The following is an 18,871-nucleotide window of genomic DNA, read 5'->3' on the forward strand; positions in this document are numbered from 1 at the left end:
TTGCACCATTGACGAAAAGCTGTCGCGGACCTAACTCCGCCGCCATGAGCACCAAAGACGCTATCATAAACAAGTTGCGTGAAGCTTTCTTGCCTGAAAGCCTCGACGTGGTCGATGAGTCACATCTGCATGAGGGCCACGCCGGCCACAGGCCAGGCGGCGAGACGCATTTCAGGGTATATATTGTGTCTCCGGCCTTCGAAGGGAAGAGCCGGATCGAACGCCATCGCATGATAAATGCGACGCTGGCGCAGGAACTCGCCGGCTCGGTGCATGCGCTGGCGATCCACGCCCACGGCCCCGGGGAAAAGCCGCGCTAGCTCGGGCTTGGCTCAAGACGAAGCAGTGGTTTTCCGTTATGAGAATGGGACCTCGGGCGACGGACCTGCGCCATCTGTGAGCAGGTGAATGATGGATCGTATCGCCACGTTTGATATGGGGCCATTGATGATCCCTTGCTGGCCACGTTTCCGGTCGATTGTCGCCGCCGGCGGCCTGCTCCTGATCTGCGCGATGCGCCCGGCCTCGGCGCTGGATATGCCGAGCCCGTTCGTCCAGGAGGTGCTGATCAAGAGCATCCTGGTGTCGCTCAACGACGCGGTGGCCGCGAACAATTTCACCGTGTTCCACACCAAGATCTCAAAGCCGTTCCGCGACCAGTTTTCGCCAGACAAGCTGAAGACGATCTTCAAGGATCTGGTCGACAAGCACGCGGTGTTCGACGCCGTGGTGGCCAAGCCGATCGTCCTCGATGAGGACGCCAAGGTCGACGACAAGGGCGTGTTGCGGCTGAAGGGCCATTTCGACACCACGCCCAAGCAGGTGAAATATCAGCTCGGCTTCATCCCCTCCGACGGCGCGTGGAAGCTGTCGGGGATCTCGATCGATATCGAGTGAGGAAGGCAGCCCATGGCGGAGGTGAAATGCACCATCCATGGACTTCAGCAGAGAACCTTCGTCTGTCAACACATCGCCCAAGGACTGGTGGATCGCAAGCGCGTCGGATTTTTCTGGACGAGTGACGACCCCGAGAACCCGCGCCCGGATGCCTGGTGCTCGGCTTGCCAAAGCAGGGTCGAAGCGACCGACGGCGAATGGGTGGACGCTGCCCTGAAGCATCTTGAGCCGAAGATCCTTTGCGGCGCCTGCTACGATTTCGCCAAGGCCTTCCATATGGGTGAAGACCCACGCTCCTAGCTCGTTGACCGCGCCGCGCCGATGGCGGCCCGCCTCAGAACGCCGTGCCGGCCCGCTTCGGCTTCTTCTCGTCGAGTTCGGCGGCCTCGCGCGGGACGGCGACGATGCGCAGCGCGGTGATGCGGTTGCGCTCGCGGCGGAGCACGCGGAAGCGGAAGCCGTGGAAGGTGAAGCTCTGGCCGCGTTCGGGGATCGAGCGCGCCTCGTGGATCACGAGGCCGGCGACCGTGGTCGCCTCCTCGTCCGGCAGGCGCCAGTCCATCGCGCGGTTGAGGTCGCGGATCGGCACCGAGCCGTCGACCACGACCGAGCCGTCGGGCTGGGCACGCACGCCGGCGACCACGACATCGTGCTCGTCGGAGATGTCGCCGACGATCTCCTCCAGGATGTCTTCCAGCGTCACCATGCCTTCGACCTCGCCATACTCATCGACCACCAGGGCGAAGTGGGTCTTGCGGCGGCGGAACGCCTTCAGCTGTTCGGAGACCGGGCGCATCTCCGGCACGAACCAGGGCGGCAGCGCGATCGCGGAGGCATCGATCGCCGACATGTTGCCCTCATTGGCGCGCATCGCCCGCAGCAGATCCTTGGCGTGGAGCACGCCGACGATGTTCTCCGGCTTCTCGCGCCACAGCGGGATGCGGGTGTACTCGCTGGCCAGCACCTCGCGCACCAGTTCCTCGGGCGGCAGGTCGGCGTTGACCATGGTCATCTCGGTGCGATGGACCATCACGTCGGAGACCTGCAGTTCGCTGAGGTCCAGCAACCCGCCGAGCATGTCGCGGTCCTGCTTCTCGACCTTGCCTTCGTGATGCAGCAGGTCGACCGCGCCGCGCAGGCGTTCGGTCGGCGACAGGATAGCCTGATGCGCGCCGATCTTGATGCCAAGCAGCCGCATCAGGGCGCGGACGATCCCTTCGATGATGGTGAGAAGCGGGCCGAGCACGAACACCGTCAGCCGCATCGGCCGGGCTACCAGCAGCGACACCCGGTCCGGCGCATTGATGGCGACGGTCTTGGGCAGCACTTCCGCGAAGATCACCACCAGCACCGTCATCACACCGGTGGCATAAAGCACGCCGACATCGCCGAACCAGGCGGTGAAGATGCCGGTGGCGAGCGCGGAGGCGCCGATATTGGCGATATTGTTGCCGAGCAGCAGCGCGCCGATCATCCGCTCGCGCATCGCCATCAGGCTCGAGACCACCGTGGCCTCGCTGTTGCCCTGCTTGGACAACCGCAACATGCTGGCGCGCGAAGCGCCGGTCAGCGCCGTCTCACTCGCCGAGAAGAAGGCGGAGACGAGCAGACAGAGCAGCACGATCGAGAAGGTCAACCATCCCACTGGCTTGATCCGTGGCTAGAGCATGATCCGGAAAAGTGTGTAGCGGTTTTCCGAAAAGATCATGCTCAAATCAAAGAGATAGAGTGGGATGACGATCCGAGGGAGAGTCATCCCGCTCTAGGCCTTCAGCTTGGCTTGCAGGAAGTCGCGCACTGGCTGTGGCTCGACATTGTTGGCAATCACGGCGCGGCCGACCGCCTCCAGCAGGATGAAGGTGAGCTTGCCGCGCTTGACCTTCTTGTCCTGCGCCATCAGCGCCAACAGAGCGTCGGCATCGGCAAGCCCTTCCTGCGTGAAGCCTGCGATATCCTGCAGGCGCGTCGGCAATCCTACCGCGGAAAGATGACGCGCGATGCGGGCTGCATCGTCGGACGAAATCATGCCGAGCTGCGCCGAGAATTCAGCGGCGAGCACCATGCCGACCGCGACGCCCTCGCCATGGAACAGGCGGTCGGAGAAGCCGGTCGCGGCTTCCAGCGCATGGCCGAAGGTGTGGCCGAGATTGAGCAGCGCGCGCTCGCCGGTCTCGCGCTCGTCGCGGGAAACGACACCGGCCTTGGCGCGGCAGGAGGTTGCGATCGCGTGCTCACGCCCGGCGCCGCCCGAGAAGATGTCGGCGTGGTTCGTTTCGAGCCAGGCGAAGAAGGCCTCGTCACCGAGGATGCCGTATTTGGCGACCTCGGCGTAGCCGGCGCGGAACTGGCGCGGCGACAGCGTGTCGAGCACCGAGGTGTCGGCGATGACCAGCACCGGCTGGTGGAATGCACCGATCAGGTTCTTGCCCTGCGGCGAGTTGATCCCGGTCTTGCCACCGACGGAGGAATCGACCTGCGCCAGCAGCGAGGTCGGCACCTGCACGAAATCGACGCCGCGGCGCAGGATCGCCGCTGCGAATCCGGCGAGATCGCCAACCACGCCGCCGCCGAGCGCGATCACCAGATCGTTGCGCTCGATCTTCGCCGCGATCAGCGCTTCGCTGACCTGCGTCAGGGTGGCATAGCTCTTCGAGCCCTCGCCCTCCTCGACGACGATCCGCGATGTCGGCACGCCCGCGGCCGCCAGCGACGCCTCGGCCGGCTCCAGCCAATGCTTCGCGACGGTGCGGTCTGTGACGATGGCGGTCCGCACGCCGGGCCGCAGCGCCGCGACCCGCTCGCCGAGCGAGGCCAGCACGTCGCGGCCGATGACGATGTCATAGGTGCGGTCGCCGAGTGCGACGTCGACGGTAACGGAGGCGGAATGTTTCAAGGGCGCAGTCATGAGGTCGCGTTCAATCCATCAGGTGGTAGCTCGCCGGTCGGACGCACGCCGCACAGATGCGCGTGCAGGGCCTCGAGGCATTCGTCGACGATCCGGTCGTGCGGCACGTCGCGCGAGGCGATCGTCAGATCGGCGTTCTGGTAGAACGGTTCGCGCTCGCTGAGCAGCCGGTTGACGGTCGCCTCGGGGTCGGCAGTCTGCAGCAACGGGCGGTCGGCGCGGCGGCGGACCCGGCGCATGATGATATCACTGTCGGCCTTGAGCCAGACCGAGATCGCCTTGTCGCGGATCTTGTTGCGGGTCTCCTCGCGCATGAAGGCGCCGCCGCCGGTCGCCAGCACGACCGGACCGTTGTCGAGGATTCGCGCGATCACCCGCGCCTCGCCGTCGCGGAAATACGGCTCGCCATGGGTCTCGAAGATCTCGGGGATCGTCATGTCGGCCGCCGTCTCGATCTCGGTGTCGGCATCGGTGAACGCCAGTTTGAGCCGCAGCGCCATCCGTCGGCCGATGGTCGACTTGCCGGCCCCCATCATGCCGACCAGCACGATCGACCGCGTCCCCAGCGCGGCCGTGATATCGGCCTCCAGGGTCGGGTGGGTGGGCGCCGGGACGGCTGCGTCGGACATCAAAAAGCTCGGATATTGGGACGATTTGTTCAGAATTCGAGCCACCTATACTACCCCCGGCGATACCGTTACCAGCGACTCTTGCAACCGCGCGGGGAACATGTTGGATGATTTCATTGGTTAATTCGCCGCCTGAGTCGCCTCCATGCCCAGCCTGTTCCGCTTCCTGACGGTCGTCGCCGTGATTTTCGGGATCGGCTATGGCATCGTCTTCGCGCTGGCGAATTTCGTGCACCCGAAACCGCGGGAAATGAGCGTGACCATCCCGCCGGATAAGTTCCTCAAGAAATAGGCGCTATGATTCTGGCATGCCCGCTGCTGCCAAGGCTCCTGTGAAGACATCCGCCAAGACCCAAGCCAGGACCCAAGCAGGGACCCCTGCCAAGTCCTCCGACGCCAAGCTGACCGCGTTGTTCCTCGACATGCTCGCCGCGGAACAGGGCGCCGGCGTCAACACGCTCGACGCCTACCGGCGCGACCTCACCGATTTCTCCGATTACCTCGCCCATGCCGGCACCGATTTCACCAGCGCCGACACCGATGCGCTGCGCGGCTACCTCGCCGACCTGGACACGCGCGGCTTCAAGTCGACCAGCGTGGCGCGGCGGCTGTCGGCGATGCGGCATCTCTATCGTTTCCTGCTCAACGAACGTATCCGCGGCGACGATCCGGCCGCGATCCTGTCCGGGCCGAAGCGCGGCCGCGGCCTGCCCAAGGTGCTGTCGATTGCCGATGTCGACCGCATGCTGACCCGCGCCAAGGAGCTGACCCAGACCGACGTCTCGCCGGCGCAGCGGCTGCGCGCGCTGCGGCTGTACTGCCTGCTCGAGGTGCTCTATGCCACCGGCCTGCGCGTCTCCGAGCTGGTGTCGCTGCCGGTCTCCGCAGCGCGGCGCGACGCGCGGATGATCGTGGTGCGCGGCAAGGGCAACAAGGAGCGGCTGGTGCCGCTGAACGAGGCCTCGCGCCGGGCGATGGCGGATTATCTCGCCGCGCTGGAGGTGATGCAGCCGAAGGCGAAGAAGGCCGCGCCGTCGAAATGGCTGTTTCCCTCCTCCGGCGAGAGCGGCCACCTGACCCGGCAGCATTTCGCCCGCGACCTGAAGGAGCTTGCGGGCGCCGCCGGCCTCGCGCCGCGGCTGGTGTCTCCGCACGTGCTGCGCCACGCCTTCGCCAGCCATCTGCTGCACAATGGCGCGGACCTGCGCATCGTGCAGACCCTGCTCGGCCATACCGACATCTCCACCACCCAGATCTACACCCATGTGGTCGAGGAGCGGCTGAAGAGCCTTGTCCGCGACCTGCATCCGCTGGCGGAGAAGTAAGTCCGGTGCCCGCCGGACATCGATACCTTCACCTGATCCACCTTGACTTCCGCTGCGTCTCCGCAGAAAGAGCGTCACCTGCCTGCGATCCCGAAGCGTGCATTCCGCCCGAATGCGCGTTAACCGATTGAAGTTACAAAACTTCTCTTGCCACCGCCGAAACCGCTTCGCCCCTCGCATTGTTCCTCCCTATATTGAGTTGATGCCCGACCCGATGCGCAGCTATCTCGACTTCGAAAAACCCGTCGCCGAGCTTGAATCCAAGATCGACGAGTTGCGTGCGCTTGCCGCAAGCGGCAGCGACATCGGCGACGAGGTCGCGCGGATCGAGGACAAGGCGGCGCAGGCGCTCACCGACCTGTATGCCAACCTGACGCCGTGGCAGAAGACGCTGGTGGCGCGGCATCCACAGCGGCCGCACTTCACCGATTTCATCGGCGGCCTGATCACCGAATTCACCCCGATGGCCGGCGACCGCAAATTCGCCGACGACGAGGCCCTGATCGGCGGCTTCGGCCGCTTTCGCGGCGAGAGCATCTGCGTGGTCGGCCAGGAGAAGGGCGCCACCACCGACAGCCGCATCAAGCACAATTTCGGCATGGCGCGTCCCGAAGGCTACCGCAAGGCGGTGCGCCTGATGGAGATGGCCGACCGCTTCGGCATCCCGGTGCTGTCGATCGTCGATTCCGCCGGCGCCTATCCCGGAATCGGCGCCGAGGAGCGCGGCCAGGCCGAGGCGATCGCGCGCTCGACCGACGCCTGCCTGTCGCTCGGCGTGCCCAACGTCGCGATCGTCACCGGCGAAGGCATGTCGGGCGGCGCCATCGCCATCACCACCGCCAACCGCGTCCTGATGATGGAGCACGCGATCTACAGCGTGATCTCGCCGGAGGCGGCGTCCTCGATCCTGTGGCGCGACGGCACCAAGGCGCAGGAAGCCGCGAACAGCATGAAGATCACCGCCCAGGACATGCTGCGCTTCGGCGTGATCGACCAGATATTGAAGGAGCCCTCCGGCGGCGCTCATCGCGACCCCGCCGCGATGATCACGACCACGGGCGATGCCATCGCCCAAGCGTTCAACGACCTACGAAATCTTGATCCGGACGCGATTCGCAAACAGCGGCGCCAGAAGTTCCTGGATATCGGCCGCAAGCTCGGCTGAGGCACCCAAACCGCCGGATTTTTCGACCAAATCGGCCGATTTTGCCGTAATTGGGCCCCGAGCCGGGTCTTTAACGTTCCTTGAACCATGCCTGCTACCGTGAAGGCTGTCAGCCTCGGTTCAGGTTGCGAGCAGGGGTGGTCGAAGGCTAATATTTTACACAATGGCTTCAGGGCATATTCGCCGTGTTGGGGTCGCGAAAATCGCCCGGTGGGTGTGGAGCTCGGACTTGACTCATCGCACGCTCGTACGCGCGCTTCTGACTTCGGCGGTCCTCGCCGCGGGTGTCATGCTCGCCGGCTGTGACAGCGATCAGATCTCGCTCGCGCAGAACGCCAAGGCCAACCAGCCGGTCCCGCCAAAGCTCGTCGCTGCCATGACCGAAAAGGACATGGACATGCAGTCGCCGATCCTGGTGCGGCTGTTCAAGCAGGAGGCCGAGCTCGAGGTCTGGAAGCAGACCCGCTCCGGCCAGTTCGCGCTGCTCAAGACCTACCCGATCTGCCGCTGGTCGGGCGATCTCGGCCCGAAGGTCCGCGAGGGTGACCGCCAGGCGCCCGAGGGATTCTATTCGATCAACCCGAGCCAGATGAATCCGCAGTCGGCCTACTATTTGTCGTTCAACACCGGCTATCCCAACGCGTTCGACAAGTCGCTCGGCCGCACCGGCTCGGAGCTGATGGTGCACGGCGACTGCTCGTCGCGCGGCTGCTACGCGATGACCGACGAGCAGATCGCGGAGATCTATTCGCTCGGCCGCGAGTCGTTCTTCGGTGGCCAGAAGGCCTTCCAGTTTCAGGCCTATCCGTTCCGGATGACGCCGGTGAACATGGCCAAGCACCGCAACAACCCGAACATGCCTTTCTGGAAGATGATCAAGGAAGGCAACGATCATTTCGAGGTGACGAAGCAGGAGCCGAAGGTCGACTTCTGCGAGAAGAAATACGTCTTCGACGCGGTGAAGCCGCCGGACGCGACGCGCGATCCGGTGTTCAATGCATCGGCGAAGTGCCCGGCCTATGTCATCCCCGAGGAGATCGCGAGCGCCGTGCGCGAGAAGGAGCAGCGCGACGACGCCGAGATGGCCAAATTGGCCGCGAAGGGTACGCCCGTGGCGCGCCTCAACACCGGCATCGACGGCGGCATGAACGCGATCTTCGCCTCGAAGATTCCCGAAGGAAACACCGGTCTGTCCGAAGGCGGCGACAGCCAGGCGCTGGCATCGATGTCGCTCGCGCGCGCCCCCGGCACGATCCCCGGCACGGTCAATCCGCCGCGGCCCAATCTCGCGGTCCAGCGGGAAGAGCCTGTCGTGGCGACAACGTCGTCGACCTCGGTCGCGACACCGTCGTCGACCACGCCCCCGGCCAGCACCCGTGTCGCTTCCGCGAACGCGTCCGACAAGTCGGAAGGCTTCTTCTCGAGCTTTGCCCGCAAGGTCGGCATCGGTGACGCCACCGCCGACGCCAGCAAGCCGTCCGCGTCGCCGTCCGCTCCGGCCGCCGCCGCACCGGCCAAGCCGAAAATCGCCGAGGCCAAGCCGCAATCGGTGGTGCGCGTCGCCCCGAAGGCCGAGGCGAAGCAGGCCGCCAAGCCCGCAGCGAAGCCGCAGGTCACCAACGCCGCCGCCGCGCCGGCCACGACATCGTCGACCCAACTCGCCGGCTCCGCTCCGGTCGTGCAGACCAACTCGTTCGACACCCGCTTCTCCGCGGTGAAGTGAGCGCGGGCGGCGCGACTGCGCACAGACAGGTCGCTGCCGCGAGTCGCAATACTGCTGTAGCGCAAACAATCTCCAACCGTCGTCCTGGCGAAAGCCAGGACCCATAACCACAGAATTGTGTTGGCGAGGAAAGCTGTGGCCCCAGCGTCGCGCAACAATTGATATTTGGGGTAATGGGTCCTGGCTTTCGCCAGGACGACGATGAGGATGGCAATCGTAGCCCCCTTCGCCGCCACATTCCCCTTGCCAATCACGCGTAGACGGTCGCCAGATCATGCACGCGGGGCACAGCCGGGAGGTTGCGATGGACGATCGAGCCGTACGCACGGCGCTGGAGCGCCATTGGGAGGCTTCGGACGCGAGCGATTTCGAGCGCGAGCACGACATCTATCGCGAGGATGCGGTGCTCGATTATCCGCAATCGGGCGAGCGGATCCGCGGCCGGCGCAACATTCAGCAGAGCCGCACGGTGCAGCCGAACAAGAAGCGCTTCGCGATCCAGCGCATGATCGGCGGCGGCGACCTCTGGGTTACCGAGTTCGTGCTGACCTATGACGGCATCCCGTCCTACACGGTGAGCATCATGGAATTCCGCGACGGACAGGTCGTCCACGAAACGCAGTATTTCGCCGACCGGTTCGAGCCATCGCCGTCGCGCGCGCACCTTGTCGAACACGTCGGCGGGACGCCGTCGCGTTGATCAAAAAGACTTACGCCGCACCGGCTGCTGACGGTTACATGCCGTGGCTTTCGAAAACCTTCTTGCAGCTTCGGCTCAGACTGGCGCGTTTCATCTGAAGGCAGCTCTGCACGGCGCCGTCATTGCCGAGGTCCTTGCGGCAGAAACGCTGTGCGTCGCGCGAGCACGCACTCTGTTCCTCTTTGGTGCCGGAATGCTGAGCAAATACGGCACCGCTGCTCAACATCGCAACGACACCGAAAGCGACGATCGAAAGATAGCGCATCGATGAATCCTCCCGCTGGCTAACGGCAGGCGGCGCCCTTCGTTCCTGGGAACCAGGGGCGTGACTTGGCTGGCTTTGGCTTGCTGGAGCCCTTGCCGGCTATCGCTTTACTTGAGGTAGGTGCGGACGACATCGATCAGGTCCGCCGCGCCCTGCGCCTTCTCGGGGTTTTTCTCTTGCGCGGGATCGACGACGTGATGACGGATATGATCTTCGAGCAGCTCGGCGGTCAGCCCGTTCACCGCACCGCGCACCGAGGCGACCAGCATCAGCACGTCGGCACAGCCGAGCTCGGATTCGAGCGCACGCTCGACCGCCTCGATCTGTCCCTTGATGCGCCTGACCCGGCCCATCAGCTTGGACTTGTGCTTGATGGTATGCGACATGAATCGTAATATAGGGGGGTACCCTATTTTGATCAAGCGACAGTTTACCCCAGGCAGGGCGATGGCGAGCAGGCCGATAACTCTCCGCAGAGGCGCGTTCCTGATCGCGCCGCTGCTGTGGACGCAGGCGGCGCACGCGCATGGCATCGCCGGCAATCGTTATTTCGCCGGCACGATGACATTCGACGACCCCGCCGTCGCCGACGAGCTCATCCTGCCCAATTTCAGCTACCTCGATCATCCCGCACAGGGCAGCAATGTCGCCGAGAGCCGCATCAATGGGGCCTTTGCCCGCCTGTTGACGCCGACGCTCGCGTTCACCGTCGACAGCTCATGGCTCCACCAGAACTGGCCAACCGGCCGCACGTCAGGCTTCGACAAGACCAATATCGGTCTCAAGTATGAGGCTTACCGCGACAATCGCCACGAAGCGCTGATGTCGGTCAGCCTCGCCTGGGGCATCGGCCACTCCGGTGCCGTCGCGGTCGGCGCGGACGCGCCCGACACGATCCAGCCGGGCATCTTCTTCGGCAAGGGGTTTGGCGACCTCCCGGACTCGGTGTCATGGCTGCGCCCGTTTGCCGTCACCGGCGCGGTCGTCGGCGAGGTTCCCCTCGGCACGGCAGGCCGGGCACTGGCGCCCAATCCGGTGACAGGCCGGTTTGACACCATCCTTTCGCCCGCAGTCGAGACGCTGCACTGGGGCTTCTCGATCCAGTACAGCACGCTGTATCTGACAAAGCGGTTCGACGGCGGACCGCCGAAGGACGAGCCGTTGAATCAATTGGTGCCGCTGGTTGAGTTCCAGTTCGACAGCCCGCGCGGCCAGGCGACCGCCGCGACCGCAAATCCCGGCTTCGCGTATGTGGCGGTGACCTGGCAGGTCGCCGCCGAGGCGATCATCCCGCTCAGCCGCGCCGGCGGTACCGGGCCGGGCTTCCGGGCCCAGTTGCTGCTCTTCCTCGATGACCTTGTGCCATCGCTGTTCAGGAAGCCGCTGTTGAGCGACCGGCCCGAGCGCAGCCAGATTGCTTGGTAGGCGAGGCTTTCAGGCGCTGGAGCTTCGGTTCTGATTGAATCAGAACCGAAGCTCCAGATTCTTGTTTTGACGCGTTTTCTTCACGCGAACCGGCGTCCACTTCGCTCGAAAACGCTCTACGGCGCCAGATAGCGCAGCAACTCTGGATCGTTGCGCACCTCGCTCGCCCCGCCTTGCAGCGCGACGCGGCCGCGGTCCAGCACATAGGCATAGTCGGCGACGCGTAGCGCGAGGTCGAGGTGCTGCTCGACGATCACGACCGAGATGTTCTTGGCGAGCTCGATCAGCCGCTCGGTGATCTCCTCGATCACGCCGATCCAGACGCCTTCGGTCGGCTCGTCCAATAGCAGCAGCTTCGGATTGCCGAGCATGGCGCGGCCGATCGCCAGCATCTTGCGTTCGCCGCCGGACAGCGTGCCGGCCGGCTGGTCGAGACGCTGGCCAAGCTTGGGGAAGATCGCCAGCACGCGATCGACCGCGCCGGCGTCGGAATTGGTCAGCGAGCCGACGGCGAGATTGTCGCGCACTGAAAGCCGGGCGAACACCGAATGCTCCTGCGGCACATAGCCGATGCCGGACCGCACGCGCTCCTCGGTACGGCGGCGCGTGATGTCGCGGCCGTCGAAGAACAGTTCGCCCTGCGAGCTCGTAAGCTCGCCGACGATGGTCTTCATCAGCGTGGTCTTGCCGGCGCCGTTGCGGCCGAGCACGGCGACGCCGCCGCGCCAGGGAATGCCGATGTTGATATCGAACAGGACCTGGCTGCGGCCATAACCGGCATCGAGATGCCGGATATCGAGGAAGGATTGGTCAGGCACGGCGAAGATATATCTCCTGGACGTTTCTGTTGGCCTGGATTTCCGCGACCGTCCCCGACGCCAGCACCTTGCCCTGGTCGAGCACGGTGAGACGGTCGCAGATGTCGCGGATGAAATCGAGGTCGTGTTCGACGATGACGAGCGAGCAATGCTGTTTGATCGGCTGCAACAGCTCGCCGGTGACGCGACGCTCCTCGAGGCTCATGCCGCCGGTCGGCTCGTCCAGCAGCAACAGCCGCGGCTTGCCGGCGAGCGCCATCGCGATCTCGAGCCATTGCTGCTGGCCGTGCGACAGGGCCGCTGCGGCATCATACGCGCGATCGGCAAGCCGGAACTGGGTCAGCATCGTCATCACCTGGTCGTGCAGCCTGTTGCGGGTGCGCGACAGCACCAGATCGAACAGCGACGAATGTGCCTGCAGCGCCAGCAGGATGTTGTCGTACAGCGTCAGCGTCGGCAGCACCGAGGTGATCTGGAATTTCAGGCTCATGCCGGCGCGGGCGCGCTCGGTCGGCGTGAACGCCGTGATGTCGGTGTTGACGAACGAGACCTTGCCCGTGGTCGGCACCTCGGCGCCGGCGACGCATTTCATCAGCGTGCTCTTGCCCGAGCCGTTGGGGCCGATCAGCCCATGAAACTCATTCTCCCCGACGGTCAGCGCCGCACCGTCGAGCGCGGTGAGCTTGCCGTACACCTTGCTGATGCCTGACGCCTCAAGGAGCGGCATTGCCGGTCTCCTTTGGCTTTGGCGCCTTGCTTGGTCCCTTGCCAAAGCTGCCGACCCGCTCGCGCTCGCCGAGCACGAAGGAGACCAGCCCGAGCGGGCGGAACATGATCACGAGCAGCAGCAGCACGCCGAGGATGATCGGCCAGACGTCGCGGTAATTGTCCGACAGCCAGAAGCTGACACCCTCGATAATCACGGTGCCGATCACCGCGCCGATCAGGGTGCCGGAGCCGCCGAACAACACGTAGAGCACGACCTGGGTCGAGAACACGACGCCCAGCATGTTGGGCCAGACAAATCCTTCGTGGAAGGCATAGAGGCTGCCGGCCAGACCGGCGATCGTGCCACCGACCGCGAAGATGATCGCCTTCAGGTGTTGCGCCTTGTAGCCGAAGAAGGCGATGCGCTGTTCGTTCTCGCGCAGGCCGGCGAGCGCGAGGCCAAATTGCGAACGGATCAGGAAGCGGCACAGCAGGTAGACGACCACGAGGATGCCGAGCACCATGTAATAGTAAACCGGCCCCTCCTCGAACTCGTAGCTGCCGAGGGTGAGCGGCGGGATCGACGGGATGCCGTTCTGGCCGCCGAGATAATACCAGCCGCGCGCCAGCCGGTCCGCGGCATAGGAGCCGGTCAGGGTGCCGAGCGAGACGAAGATCACGCTCGAGGGATAGCGCCCGAGCAGCAGGAAGCCGCCGAGCAGCAGCGATGCCGTGAGGCCGATCAAGGTGCCCGCCGGCAGGATCAGGAGGATCGAGGTGACGTTGAGATCGCGCGCGAGCAATGCCACGCCGTAGCCGGCGGCGCCGAAGAACAGCGCCTGGCCGAAGCTCATGATGCCGGCATAGCCCCACACCAGGTCAAACGACAGCGCGAACAGCGCGAGGATCACCACGCGGGTGGCGAACACCGTGAGATAATCCTGCAGCACCCATGGCAGGACCAGTGCGATCAAGAGCACCAGCCCTTCCACGATCGGCAGGACCTTCCATCCTGCCGATGCCTGTCTCGCCGGCGCGCTCGCGGCCGGTGCACCCTCACGCGTCACGACATCCGGTCCCTCACCGATGCGTGCGACGGCCTGCTCTGCTCCACCCATTGACTGCTCAGCATTCCTTGGGATCGACGAGACCGGCGCTGCGCGCCACGATCTCATAGTTCCCGCCCTTGGCAACAGCGGTGTACATTTTCATCTTGCAGTGACGCTTGCCGGGAACCATTTCGGCGGGTCCGCCGGGGCCTTCGGCGATCTTGGCGTGATCGAGCGCGGCCGCAACCGAGTCGCGGTCGACCTTGCCGGCTTCCTTGGCCGCGGCTTCCCAGAGCTTGAGGCCGCGATAGGTTCCGGTGGCGGCGCTGCCGGCCGCGAACAGGAAGTTGCCCGGGAAATCCTTCTCATAGGCCGCCTGGATCTTGGCGTTGAACGGATCCTCCTTGGTAAGCACCTTGAAATAATCGAGGCAGCTCGCCAATCCCTCGATCTCGCTCGCCTGATTGATGTTGAGCGTGTTCTCGTCATAGTAGACGCAGGCGAGCCGCCCGCCGTTCTTGAGGAAGCCGGCTTCATAGAGCTGCTTGAAGAACGGGCCGACGCCCGGCGGGATCACGGTGTTGAAGACGACGTCGACCTTGTTGGAGATGATGCGGTTGACGGTCGCCGAGAAGTCGACTTGGTCGAGCGGGTAGTACTCCTCGAACACGACCTCGCCGCCATTGGCCTCGATCACCTTGCGGGCGTAGACGTTGAGCGTGTGCGGCCAGACATAGTTGGCGCTCGGCAGCGCGAACTTCTTGCCGCCGTTCTTGATCAGCCACGGGATGAACTCGTCGCATTGCTGCGCCGGCGTCGGCCCGGTGCAGAACAGATAGGGCGTGCACTCCTTGCCCTCGTAGAGCTGCGGATAGATGTAGAGCGTCTTGCCGCGCGCCACGATCGGGTCCTTGATCGCGTTGCGCATCGACGAGGTGATGCCGCCCAGCACCATGTCGACCTTGTCGCGCTGGATCAGCTTGCGGACGTTGCCGACCGCGACCGATTCGTTCGAGGCGGTGTCCTCGATATAGAGCTCGAGCGGCCGGCCGAGCAGGCCGCCGCCCGCGTTGATCTCCTTGATCACCATCTTGGCGACATTGGCGTCGGCATTGCCGGCATAGGCGATCGGGCCGGTCAGGTCGGTCGCAATGCCGACCTTGATCGGGCCCTCGGCGGCATTGGCCCATTCGGGCCTCACCACCCAGCTGCCGACCCCGGTCGCGAGCGCCCCGGTCGCGAAGGCGAAATTGCTCATGAAGCGGCGGCGCGTGAGATTCATGCGTTCAATCGACATGGTGATTAGACCCCTTTCCCAGCAATGAGGCCTTGCGGCCGGAATTTGATGAAGGCGATGGCGAGCACGAAGACGAGAACGTCGGCGACGACTGGAGACATGACCCATGGCAGCGCCGCGCTGAGCGTGCCGATCACACCAGCGCCGGCGACCGGACCGATGAAGGACCCGACCCCGCCGACCATCACGGCAACGAAGCCCTGGATCAGGAAACGGATGCCGAGATCGGCAAACAGACTGAACACCGGCACGATCAGCGCGCCGGCAAGCCCGGCCAGGGCCGCGCCGAACGCAAAGGTCGCGCCGTAGATCAACGGCGTCGAGATACCCGACGCGCGCGCCAGCGCCGGGTTCTCCAGCGTGGCGCGGACCCGAAGCCCGAAGCTCGTGCGCGCCAGCAGCAGATAGCAGCCGCCCATCACCAGTAGCGTGATCACGATGATGGTGAAGCGCCAGGCCGAGATGTGGACGGAGCCGAGGTCGATCGAACCGCCGATCGGCTCCGGCACCGTGAGATAGAAGCCGCCAATGAGGCCACGGACGCTTTCGCGGATGATCAGCCCGAGCGCATAGGTGCCGAGCATCGCCACGATCGGCGCGGCGTAGAAGCGCCGGATGATCAGCGCCTCGAGCACGAAGCCGATCGCGCCGACCACAAAGGGCGCGGCGACCATGCCGACCCAGACCGGCGCGCCGTGGGCGTAGGCCAGATAGGTCACATAGGCCCCGAGCAGGACGAATTCGCCCTGCGCGAAGTTGAAGATGCCCATCATGCTGGCGATGATGCCGAGCCCGAGCACGACCAGCACGATGATCGCGCCGAAGCTCACGATCTCGAACACCGCGGCGAAGGTGCTAGCCATGGCGTTCGATCCATCGACCCTGCGTCTGCGACAAGCGGCGCCTCACATCTTCTTCCAGTCGCCGGCCTGCTCGAAGGCGTGCGCGGCGCGGTAGATGGTGGATTCCTCGAACATCCGCCCGACCAGCATCAGGCCGACCGGCAGGCCGTCGACCATGCCGCAGGGCAGCGACATCGCTGGGTGGTGGGTGATGTCGAACGGCGCGGTGTTGGAGATCATCTCAAGTGCGCGGGCGACATATTCCTCGCGGCTGGCATTGGCCTCGGGCAACTTCGTCGCCTTCATCGGCGTGGTCGGCATCAGCAGCAGATCGTAGTCCTTGAACGCCTTGTCATAGGCCGCGGCCAGCCGGCGGGAGATGTTGAGCGCCTTGCCGTAGAAGCGCGGCCCGAAATTGTTGTTGATGTAGGTGCCGAGCATCATGAACAGCTTCGTCGTCTCCGACAGCGAGTCGGCCTGGCGGCGCCAGCCGCGATGGTGATCCATCAGCGAGGTCGAATAGAGGTCACCGCGGCTGAGGCCGTAGCCGTCGCCGAACATCATGGTCTGGGTCAGGCCCTCGGTGCCGATCGGAGTCCAGATCGCGCCGCCGAGCATGTGCATCGGGATCGACACCGTCTCGACACTGGCGCCGAGATCCTTGAAGCGCTTGGCCGCCTCGTGCACGCTTTCATTCACCGCGGCCTCCGCGGTCGGCTGCTCAAAGCCTTCCTTGACGATGCCGATCTTCATGCCCTTGACGCCCTTGCCGAGCGCCTTGGTGTAGTCGTCTACCTTCGGCGCCTTGATCCGGGGATCATAGCCGTCGTCGCCGGCGAGCACTTCCAGCAGCAGCGCGTTGTCTTCCACGGTCGCGGTCATCGGGCCGGTGTGGTCGACATAGATCTCGATCGGCATGATGCCGGTGTAGGGCACGAGGCCCCAGGTCGGTTTCATGCCATAGGTGCCGCAGAACGAGGACGGCATGCGGATCGAGCCGCCCTGGTCGCCGCCGATCGCCATGTCGACCTCACCGAGCGCGACCACGACGCCCGAGCCCGACGACGAGCCGCCGGCCGAATAGCCCATCTTGTGCGGATTGTGCACCGGCCCGTAGGAGCCGGTGTGGCTGCCGCCGGACAGGCAGAAGTGTTCGCAGTGGGTCTTGCCGGCGATTTCGGCACCGGCATCGAGCATGCGCGTGACGATGGTGGCGTCGAAGTCGGGCATATAGCCTTCCAGCGTCGACGAGCCGTTGGTCATGGGCACGCCGGCCAGCATGATGTTGTCCTTCAGCGCCACCGTCTTGCCCTTGAGCTTGCCGGAGGCAGCGCCCTTCACCGTCGACTTGCGGTACCAGGCGTTGTGCTTGTTCTCTTCCGGCGCCGGACGATAGCCGGGCGTGCGCGGATATTTCACTTCGGGCAGTTCGTCCGGCATCGCGGCGACGAGGTTGTAGGCCTCGACCGAGCCCTGCATCAGGCCGCGGAACGAGGCCACGTCCTCATCGGTCAGGGACAGGCCGCATTGCTCGGCGACGGCACGAAGTTGCGTTGGCGTGGGAAGGACGACGGTCACGGCGCTCTCCTGAAGCTTTTGATCTTTGGATTTGATTTCCTGGATCGGATCCCTTGGGCACGAAGCAGCAGCGGCGCGTTGACCCGCGCGAACCGCTCACCCCGTCGCCGTATTGAAAACGGAAATATTTTCCTTTTCAAGTATTATTTCGCAAAACCGCTGACTAAGGCTGCCGGAACGCGCCTCAGGACAACCGGTGCGCACAGCGCTGTCCCCGTCATTGCGAGCGAAGCGAAGCAATCCATAGCTCGGCATAACGGGACGATGGATTGCTTCGTCGCTATGCTCCTCGCAATGACGGTGATGCAAAGCATCACAGCCTCTCAGATCGCCTTGATCACCCTGAAGTCGAGGCCGTCGGCTTCGGCGAGATACATCGGCATCCTGGCGTGGCCGCTGCGCACCGTGACCGGACCGCGCGGGCCGCGATAGACCAGGTTATCCGCTGCCGCGAGCAGCGGCCGCAGGTCCAGCGTGCCGGCGCGATTGGCGGCAGCCTCCAACAGGCAGAAGCCTTCATAGGCGGACTCGCCGCACGATCCGACCGGCGGCGCGAACGCCCCGAACATCGCGCGATAGCGGTCCCTGAAATCGTCACCGGCCTGCGAGCCGACGGAAGGGAAATAGCCGGAGGCACAGAACAGGTTCTCGGTCTTGTCGGCGCCGATGCCGAGCAGCGCCGTTTCGTCGAAACAGCCGGCAAAGCGCAGCGTGGTGGCGGCGAGCCCGGCCTCGGCGAAGGCGCGGTTGAAGGTCACGCCGTCGGTGCCGATCAGCGAGATGAGCACGACATCGGGCTTCGCTGCGCGGATCCGCTCCAGATGCGCCTCGTGATCGTCCTCGCCGACCGGCACGAACTCCTCGCCGACCACGAGGCCCCCGGTCTCCTTGATGTAGCGCTTCACCGCGCGGTGCGACTGCCATGGCCAGACATAATCGCTGCCGATCAGGTACCAGCGCCTGGCCTTCTTGATCTCGGCCAGCCAGTGGATCGACGGCCGGTTCTGCCAGCGCGGCGTCTCGCCGATCGCGATCACGCCCGGCGTCCGCTCGCCGCCCTCATAGACCGGCGTGTAGATGTAGGGGATCTTGCTGCGGGTGATGAGGTGACGCAGCGCGACACGCACCGCGCTGGTGTGCATGCCCATGATGAGATCGACCTCATCGGAGGCGATCGCCTGCTCGGCGCGGTCGATCACCGCGTCGATCGGGCCGCCGGCGTCGTAGACCTGGAACTCGATCTCGCGGCCGAGGATGCCGCCGCGCCGGTTGATGTCGGCGACCGCGAGTTGCGCGGTCGAGGTCGTAGCCGGCCCCCACATTCCGGGCGATCCGGAGCAACAGACGAAGCCGCCGATCCGCAGCCGGTTGCGCGCGCCGCGCGGACCGAACCCGCCACGATCCATCGGCGCGAGCACGCGATCCGACGCCGCCGACGCCAGGTTCCTGAACAGCAGGGATGGCGGGAACGGGAGGTTTCTTGCCATGACGTTGGGCGTCGAATGCACACCTGCTCCTGTCCGGCACCGGCACGCCGCTCACGGC

General features: G+C 64.9%; 21 protein-coding genes. 9 read left to right on the forward strand and 12 right to left on the reverse strand.

Going from position 1 to position 18,871, the window contains the following annotated elements; genetic code table 11:
- The first annotated feature begins 44 nt into the window (after positions 1-44).
- The 3 genes from Q0030_RS35570 (at position 45) to Q0030_RS35580 (ending at position 1,197) form a co-directional block, all read left to right on the forward strand.
- Positions 45-320: a BolA family protein gene (locus Q0030_RS35570; protein ID WP_028338206.1), complete on the forward strand. Its 276-nt coding sequence runs from the start codon at positions 45-47 to the stop codon at positions 318-320.
- Between the two features lie 88 nt (positions 321-408).
- A complete protein-coding gene (locus tag Q0030_RS35575) occupies positions 409-897 on the forward strand; it encodes a hypothetical protein (protein ID WP_298378209.1) in 489 nt (162 codons plus the stop codon).
- A gap of 12 nt (positions 898-909) precedes the next feature.
- A complete protein-coding gene (locus tag Q0030_RS35580) occupies positions 910-1,197 on the forward strand; it encodes a hypothetical protein (RefSeq protein WP_298378212.1) in 288 nt (95 codons plus the stop codon).
- Positions 1,198-1,231: 34 nt separating this feature from the next.
- On the opposite strand, the gene Q0030_RS35585 is transcribed toward Q0030_RS35580, so the two are convergent.
- The 3 genes from Q0030_RS35585 to Q0030_RS35595 all read right to left on the reverse strand — a co-directional run bounded on the left by Q0030_RS35585 (position 1,232) and on the right by Q0030_RS35595 (position 4,431).
- Positions 1,232-2,542, reverse strand: a complete 1,311-nt coding sequence (locus Q0030_RS35585) for an HlyC/CorC family transporter (protein ID WP_298378214.1) — start codon at positions 2,540-2,542, stop codon at positions 1,232-1,234.
- A 117-nt stretch (positions 2,543-2,659) separates the two neighbouring features.
- Entirely contained in the window at positions 2,660-3,802 is a 1,143-nt protein-coding gene (aroB, locus tag Q0030_RS35590) for a 3-dehydroquinate synthase (protein WP_298378217.1), read from the reverse strand.
- On the reverse strand, positions 3,799-4,431 hold the full coding sequence (locus Q0030_RS35595) for a shikimate kinase (protein WP_298378220.1): 633 nt from the start codon (positions 4,429-4,431) through the stop codon (positions 3,799-3,801). Before Q0030_RS35595 ends, aroB begins: the two co-directional genes overlap by 4 nt.
- Positions 4,432-4,576: 145 nt before the next feature.
- Between Q0030_RS35595 and Q0030_RS35600 the strand changes: the two genes are divergently transcribed.
- From Q0030_RS35600 to Q0030_RS35620, 5 genes are all read left to right on the forward strand, one after another.
- A complete protein-coding gene (locus Q0030_RS35600; protein WP_050405944.1) occupies positions 4,577-4,723 on the forward strand; it encodes a hypothetical protein in 147 nt (48 codons plus the stop codon).
- A gap of 16 nt (positions 4,724-4,739) precedes the next feature.
- A complete protein-coding gene (gene xerD / locus Q0030_RS35605) occupies positions 4,740-5,756 on the forward strand; it encodes a site-specific tyrosine recombinase XerD (RefSeq protein WP_298378223.1) in 1,017 nt (338 codons plus the stop codon).
- Positions 5,757-5,958: 202 nt separating this feature from the next.
- Complete coding sequence (locus Q0030_RS35610; RefSeq protein ID WP_298378226.1) at positions 5,959-6,921, forward strand: acetyl-CoA carboxylase carboxyltransferase subunit alpha; 963 nt, start codon at positions 5,959-5,961, stop codon at positions 6,919-6,921.
- A 229-nt stretch (positions 6,922-7,150) separates the two neighbouring features.
- Entirely contained in the window at positions 7,151-8,644 is a 1,494-nt protein-coding gene (locus Q0030_RS35615; protein WP_298378229.1) for a murein L,D-transpeptidase family protein, read from the forward strand.
- A 304-nt stretch (positions 8,645-8,948) separates the two neighbouring features.
- Positions 8,949-9,344 (forward strand): nuclear transport factor 2 family protein, encoded by a 396-nt coding sequence (locus tag Q0030_RS35620; protein WP_298378232.1) that lies wholly within the window; start codon positions 8,949-8,951, stop codon positions 9,342-9,344.
- A gap of 34 nt (positions 9,345-9,378) precedes the next feature.
- On the opposite strand, the gene Q0030_RS35625 is transcribed toward Q0030_RS35620, so the two are convergent.
- On the reverse strand, positions 9,379-9,609 hold the full coding sequence (locus Q0030_RS35625) for a hypothetical protein (RefSeq protein ID WP_298378235.1): 231 nt from the start codon (positions 9,607-9,609) through the stop codon (positions 9,379-9,381).
- A 107-nt stretch (positions 9,610-9,716) separates the two neighbouring features.
- Entirely contained in the window at positions 9,717-9,995 is a 279-nt protein-coding gene (locus tag Q0030_RS35630) for a metal/formaldehyde-sensitive transcriptional repressor (protein WP_298378238.1), read from the reverse strand.
- A 61-nt stretch (positions 9,996-10,056) separates the two neighbouring features.
- Here Q0030_RS35630 and Q0030_RS35635 point away from each other — a divergent pair, with 61 nt between their 5' ends.
- Positions 10,057-11,034 carry a hypothetical protein gene (locus Q0030_RS35635; RefSeq protein ID WP_298378241.1) on the forward strand — a complete coding sequence of 326 codons (978 nt, stop codon included), beginning with the start codon at positions 10,057-10,059 and terminating at the stop codon, positions 11,032-11,034.
- Between the two features lie 116 nt (positions 11,035-11,150).
- Here the strand turns inward: Q0030_RS35635 and Q0030_RS35640 are convergent, their stop codons facing one another.
- From Q0030_RS35640 to Q0030_RS35670, 7 genes are all read right to left on the reverse strand, one after another.
- Positions 11,151-11,852: an ABC transporter ATP-binding protein gene (locus Q0030_RS35640; protein WP_298378243.1), complete on the reverse strand. Its 702-nt coding sequence runs from the start codon at positions 11,850-11,852 to the stop codon at positions 11,151-11,153.
- Complete coding sequence (locus tag Q0030_RS35645; protein WP_176528524.1) at positions 11,845-12,579, reverse strand: ABC transporter ATP-binding protein; 735 nt, start codon at positions 12,577-12,579, stop codon at positions 11,845-11,847. The genes Q0030_RS35640 and Q0030_RS35645 overlap by 8 nt, the downstream gene beginning before the upstream one ends.
- Entirely contained in the window at positions 12,566-13,678 is a 1,113-nt protein-coding gene (locus tag Q0030_RS35650) for a branched-chain amino acid ABC transporter permease (protein ID WP_298378250.1), read from the reverse strand. The genes Q0030_RS35645 and Q0030_RS35650 overlap by 14 nt, the downstream gene beginning before the upstream one ends.
- A 7-nt stretch (positions 13,679-13,685) precedes the next feature.
- Positions 13,686-14,906 (reverse strand): substrate-binding protein, encoded by a 1,221-nt coding sequence (locus tag Q0030_RS35655; protein WP_298378252.1) that lies wholly within the window; start codon positions 14,904-14,906, stop codon positions 13,686-13,688.
- Positions 14,907-14,911: 5 nt separating this feature from the next.
- Positions 14,912-15,769 carry a branched-chain amino acid ABC transporter permease gene (locus Q0030_RS35660; RefSeq protein WP_298378255.1) on the reverse strand — a complete coding sequence of 286 codons (858 nt, stop codon included), beginning with the start codon at positions 15,767-15,769 and terminating at the stop codon, positions 14,912-14,914.
- A gap of 42 nt (positions 15,770-15,811) precedes the next feature.
- Positions 15,812-17,326, reverse strand: coding sequence for an amidase (locus Q0030_RS35665; protein ID WP_298378258.1), 1,515 nt, complete (start codon positions 17,324-17,326; stop codon positions 15,812-15,814).
- A gap of 323 nt (positions 17,327-17,649) precedes the next feature.
- Positions 17,650-18,813 carry a substrate-binding domain-containing protein gene (locus Q0030_RS35670; protein ID WP_298378260.1) on the reverse strand — a complete coding sequence of 388 codons (1,164 nt, stop codon included), beginning with the start codon at positions 18,811-18,813 and terminating at the stop codon, positions 17,650-17,652.
- Positions 18,814-18,871: the final 58 nt, after the last annotated feature.

This window comes from uncultured Bradyrhizobium sp. (assembly GCF_947648125.1).
In the GTDB taxonomy this organism is placed as follows: Bacteria; Pseudomonadota; Alphaproteobacteria; order Rhizobiales; family Xanthobacteraceae; genus Bradyrhizobium.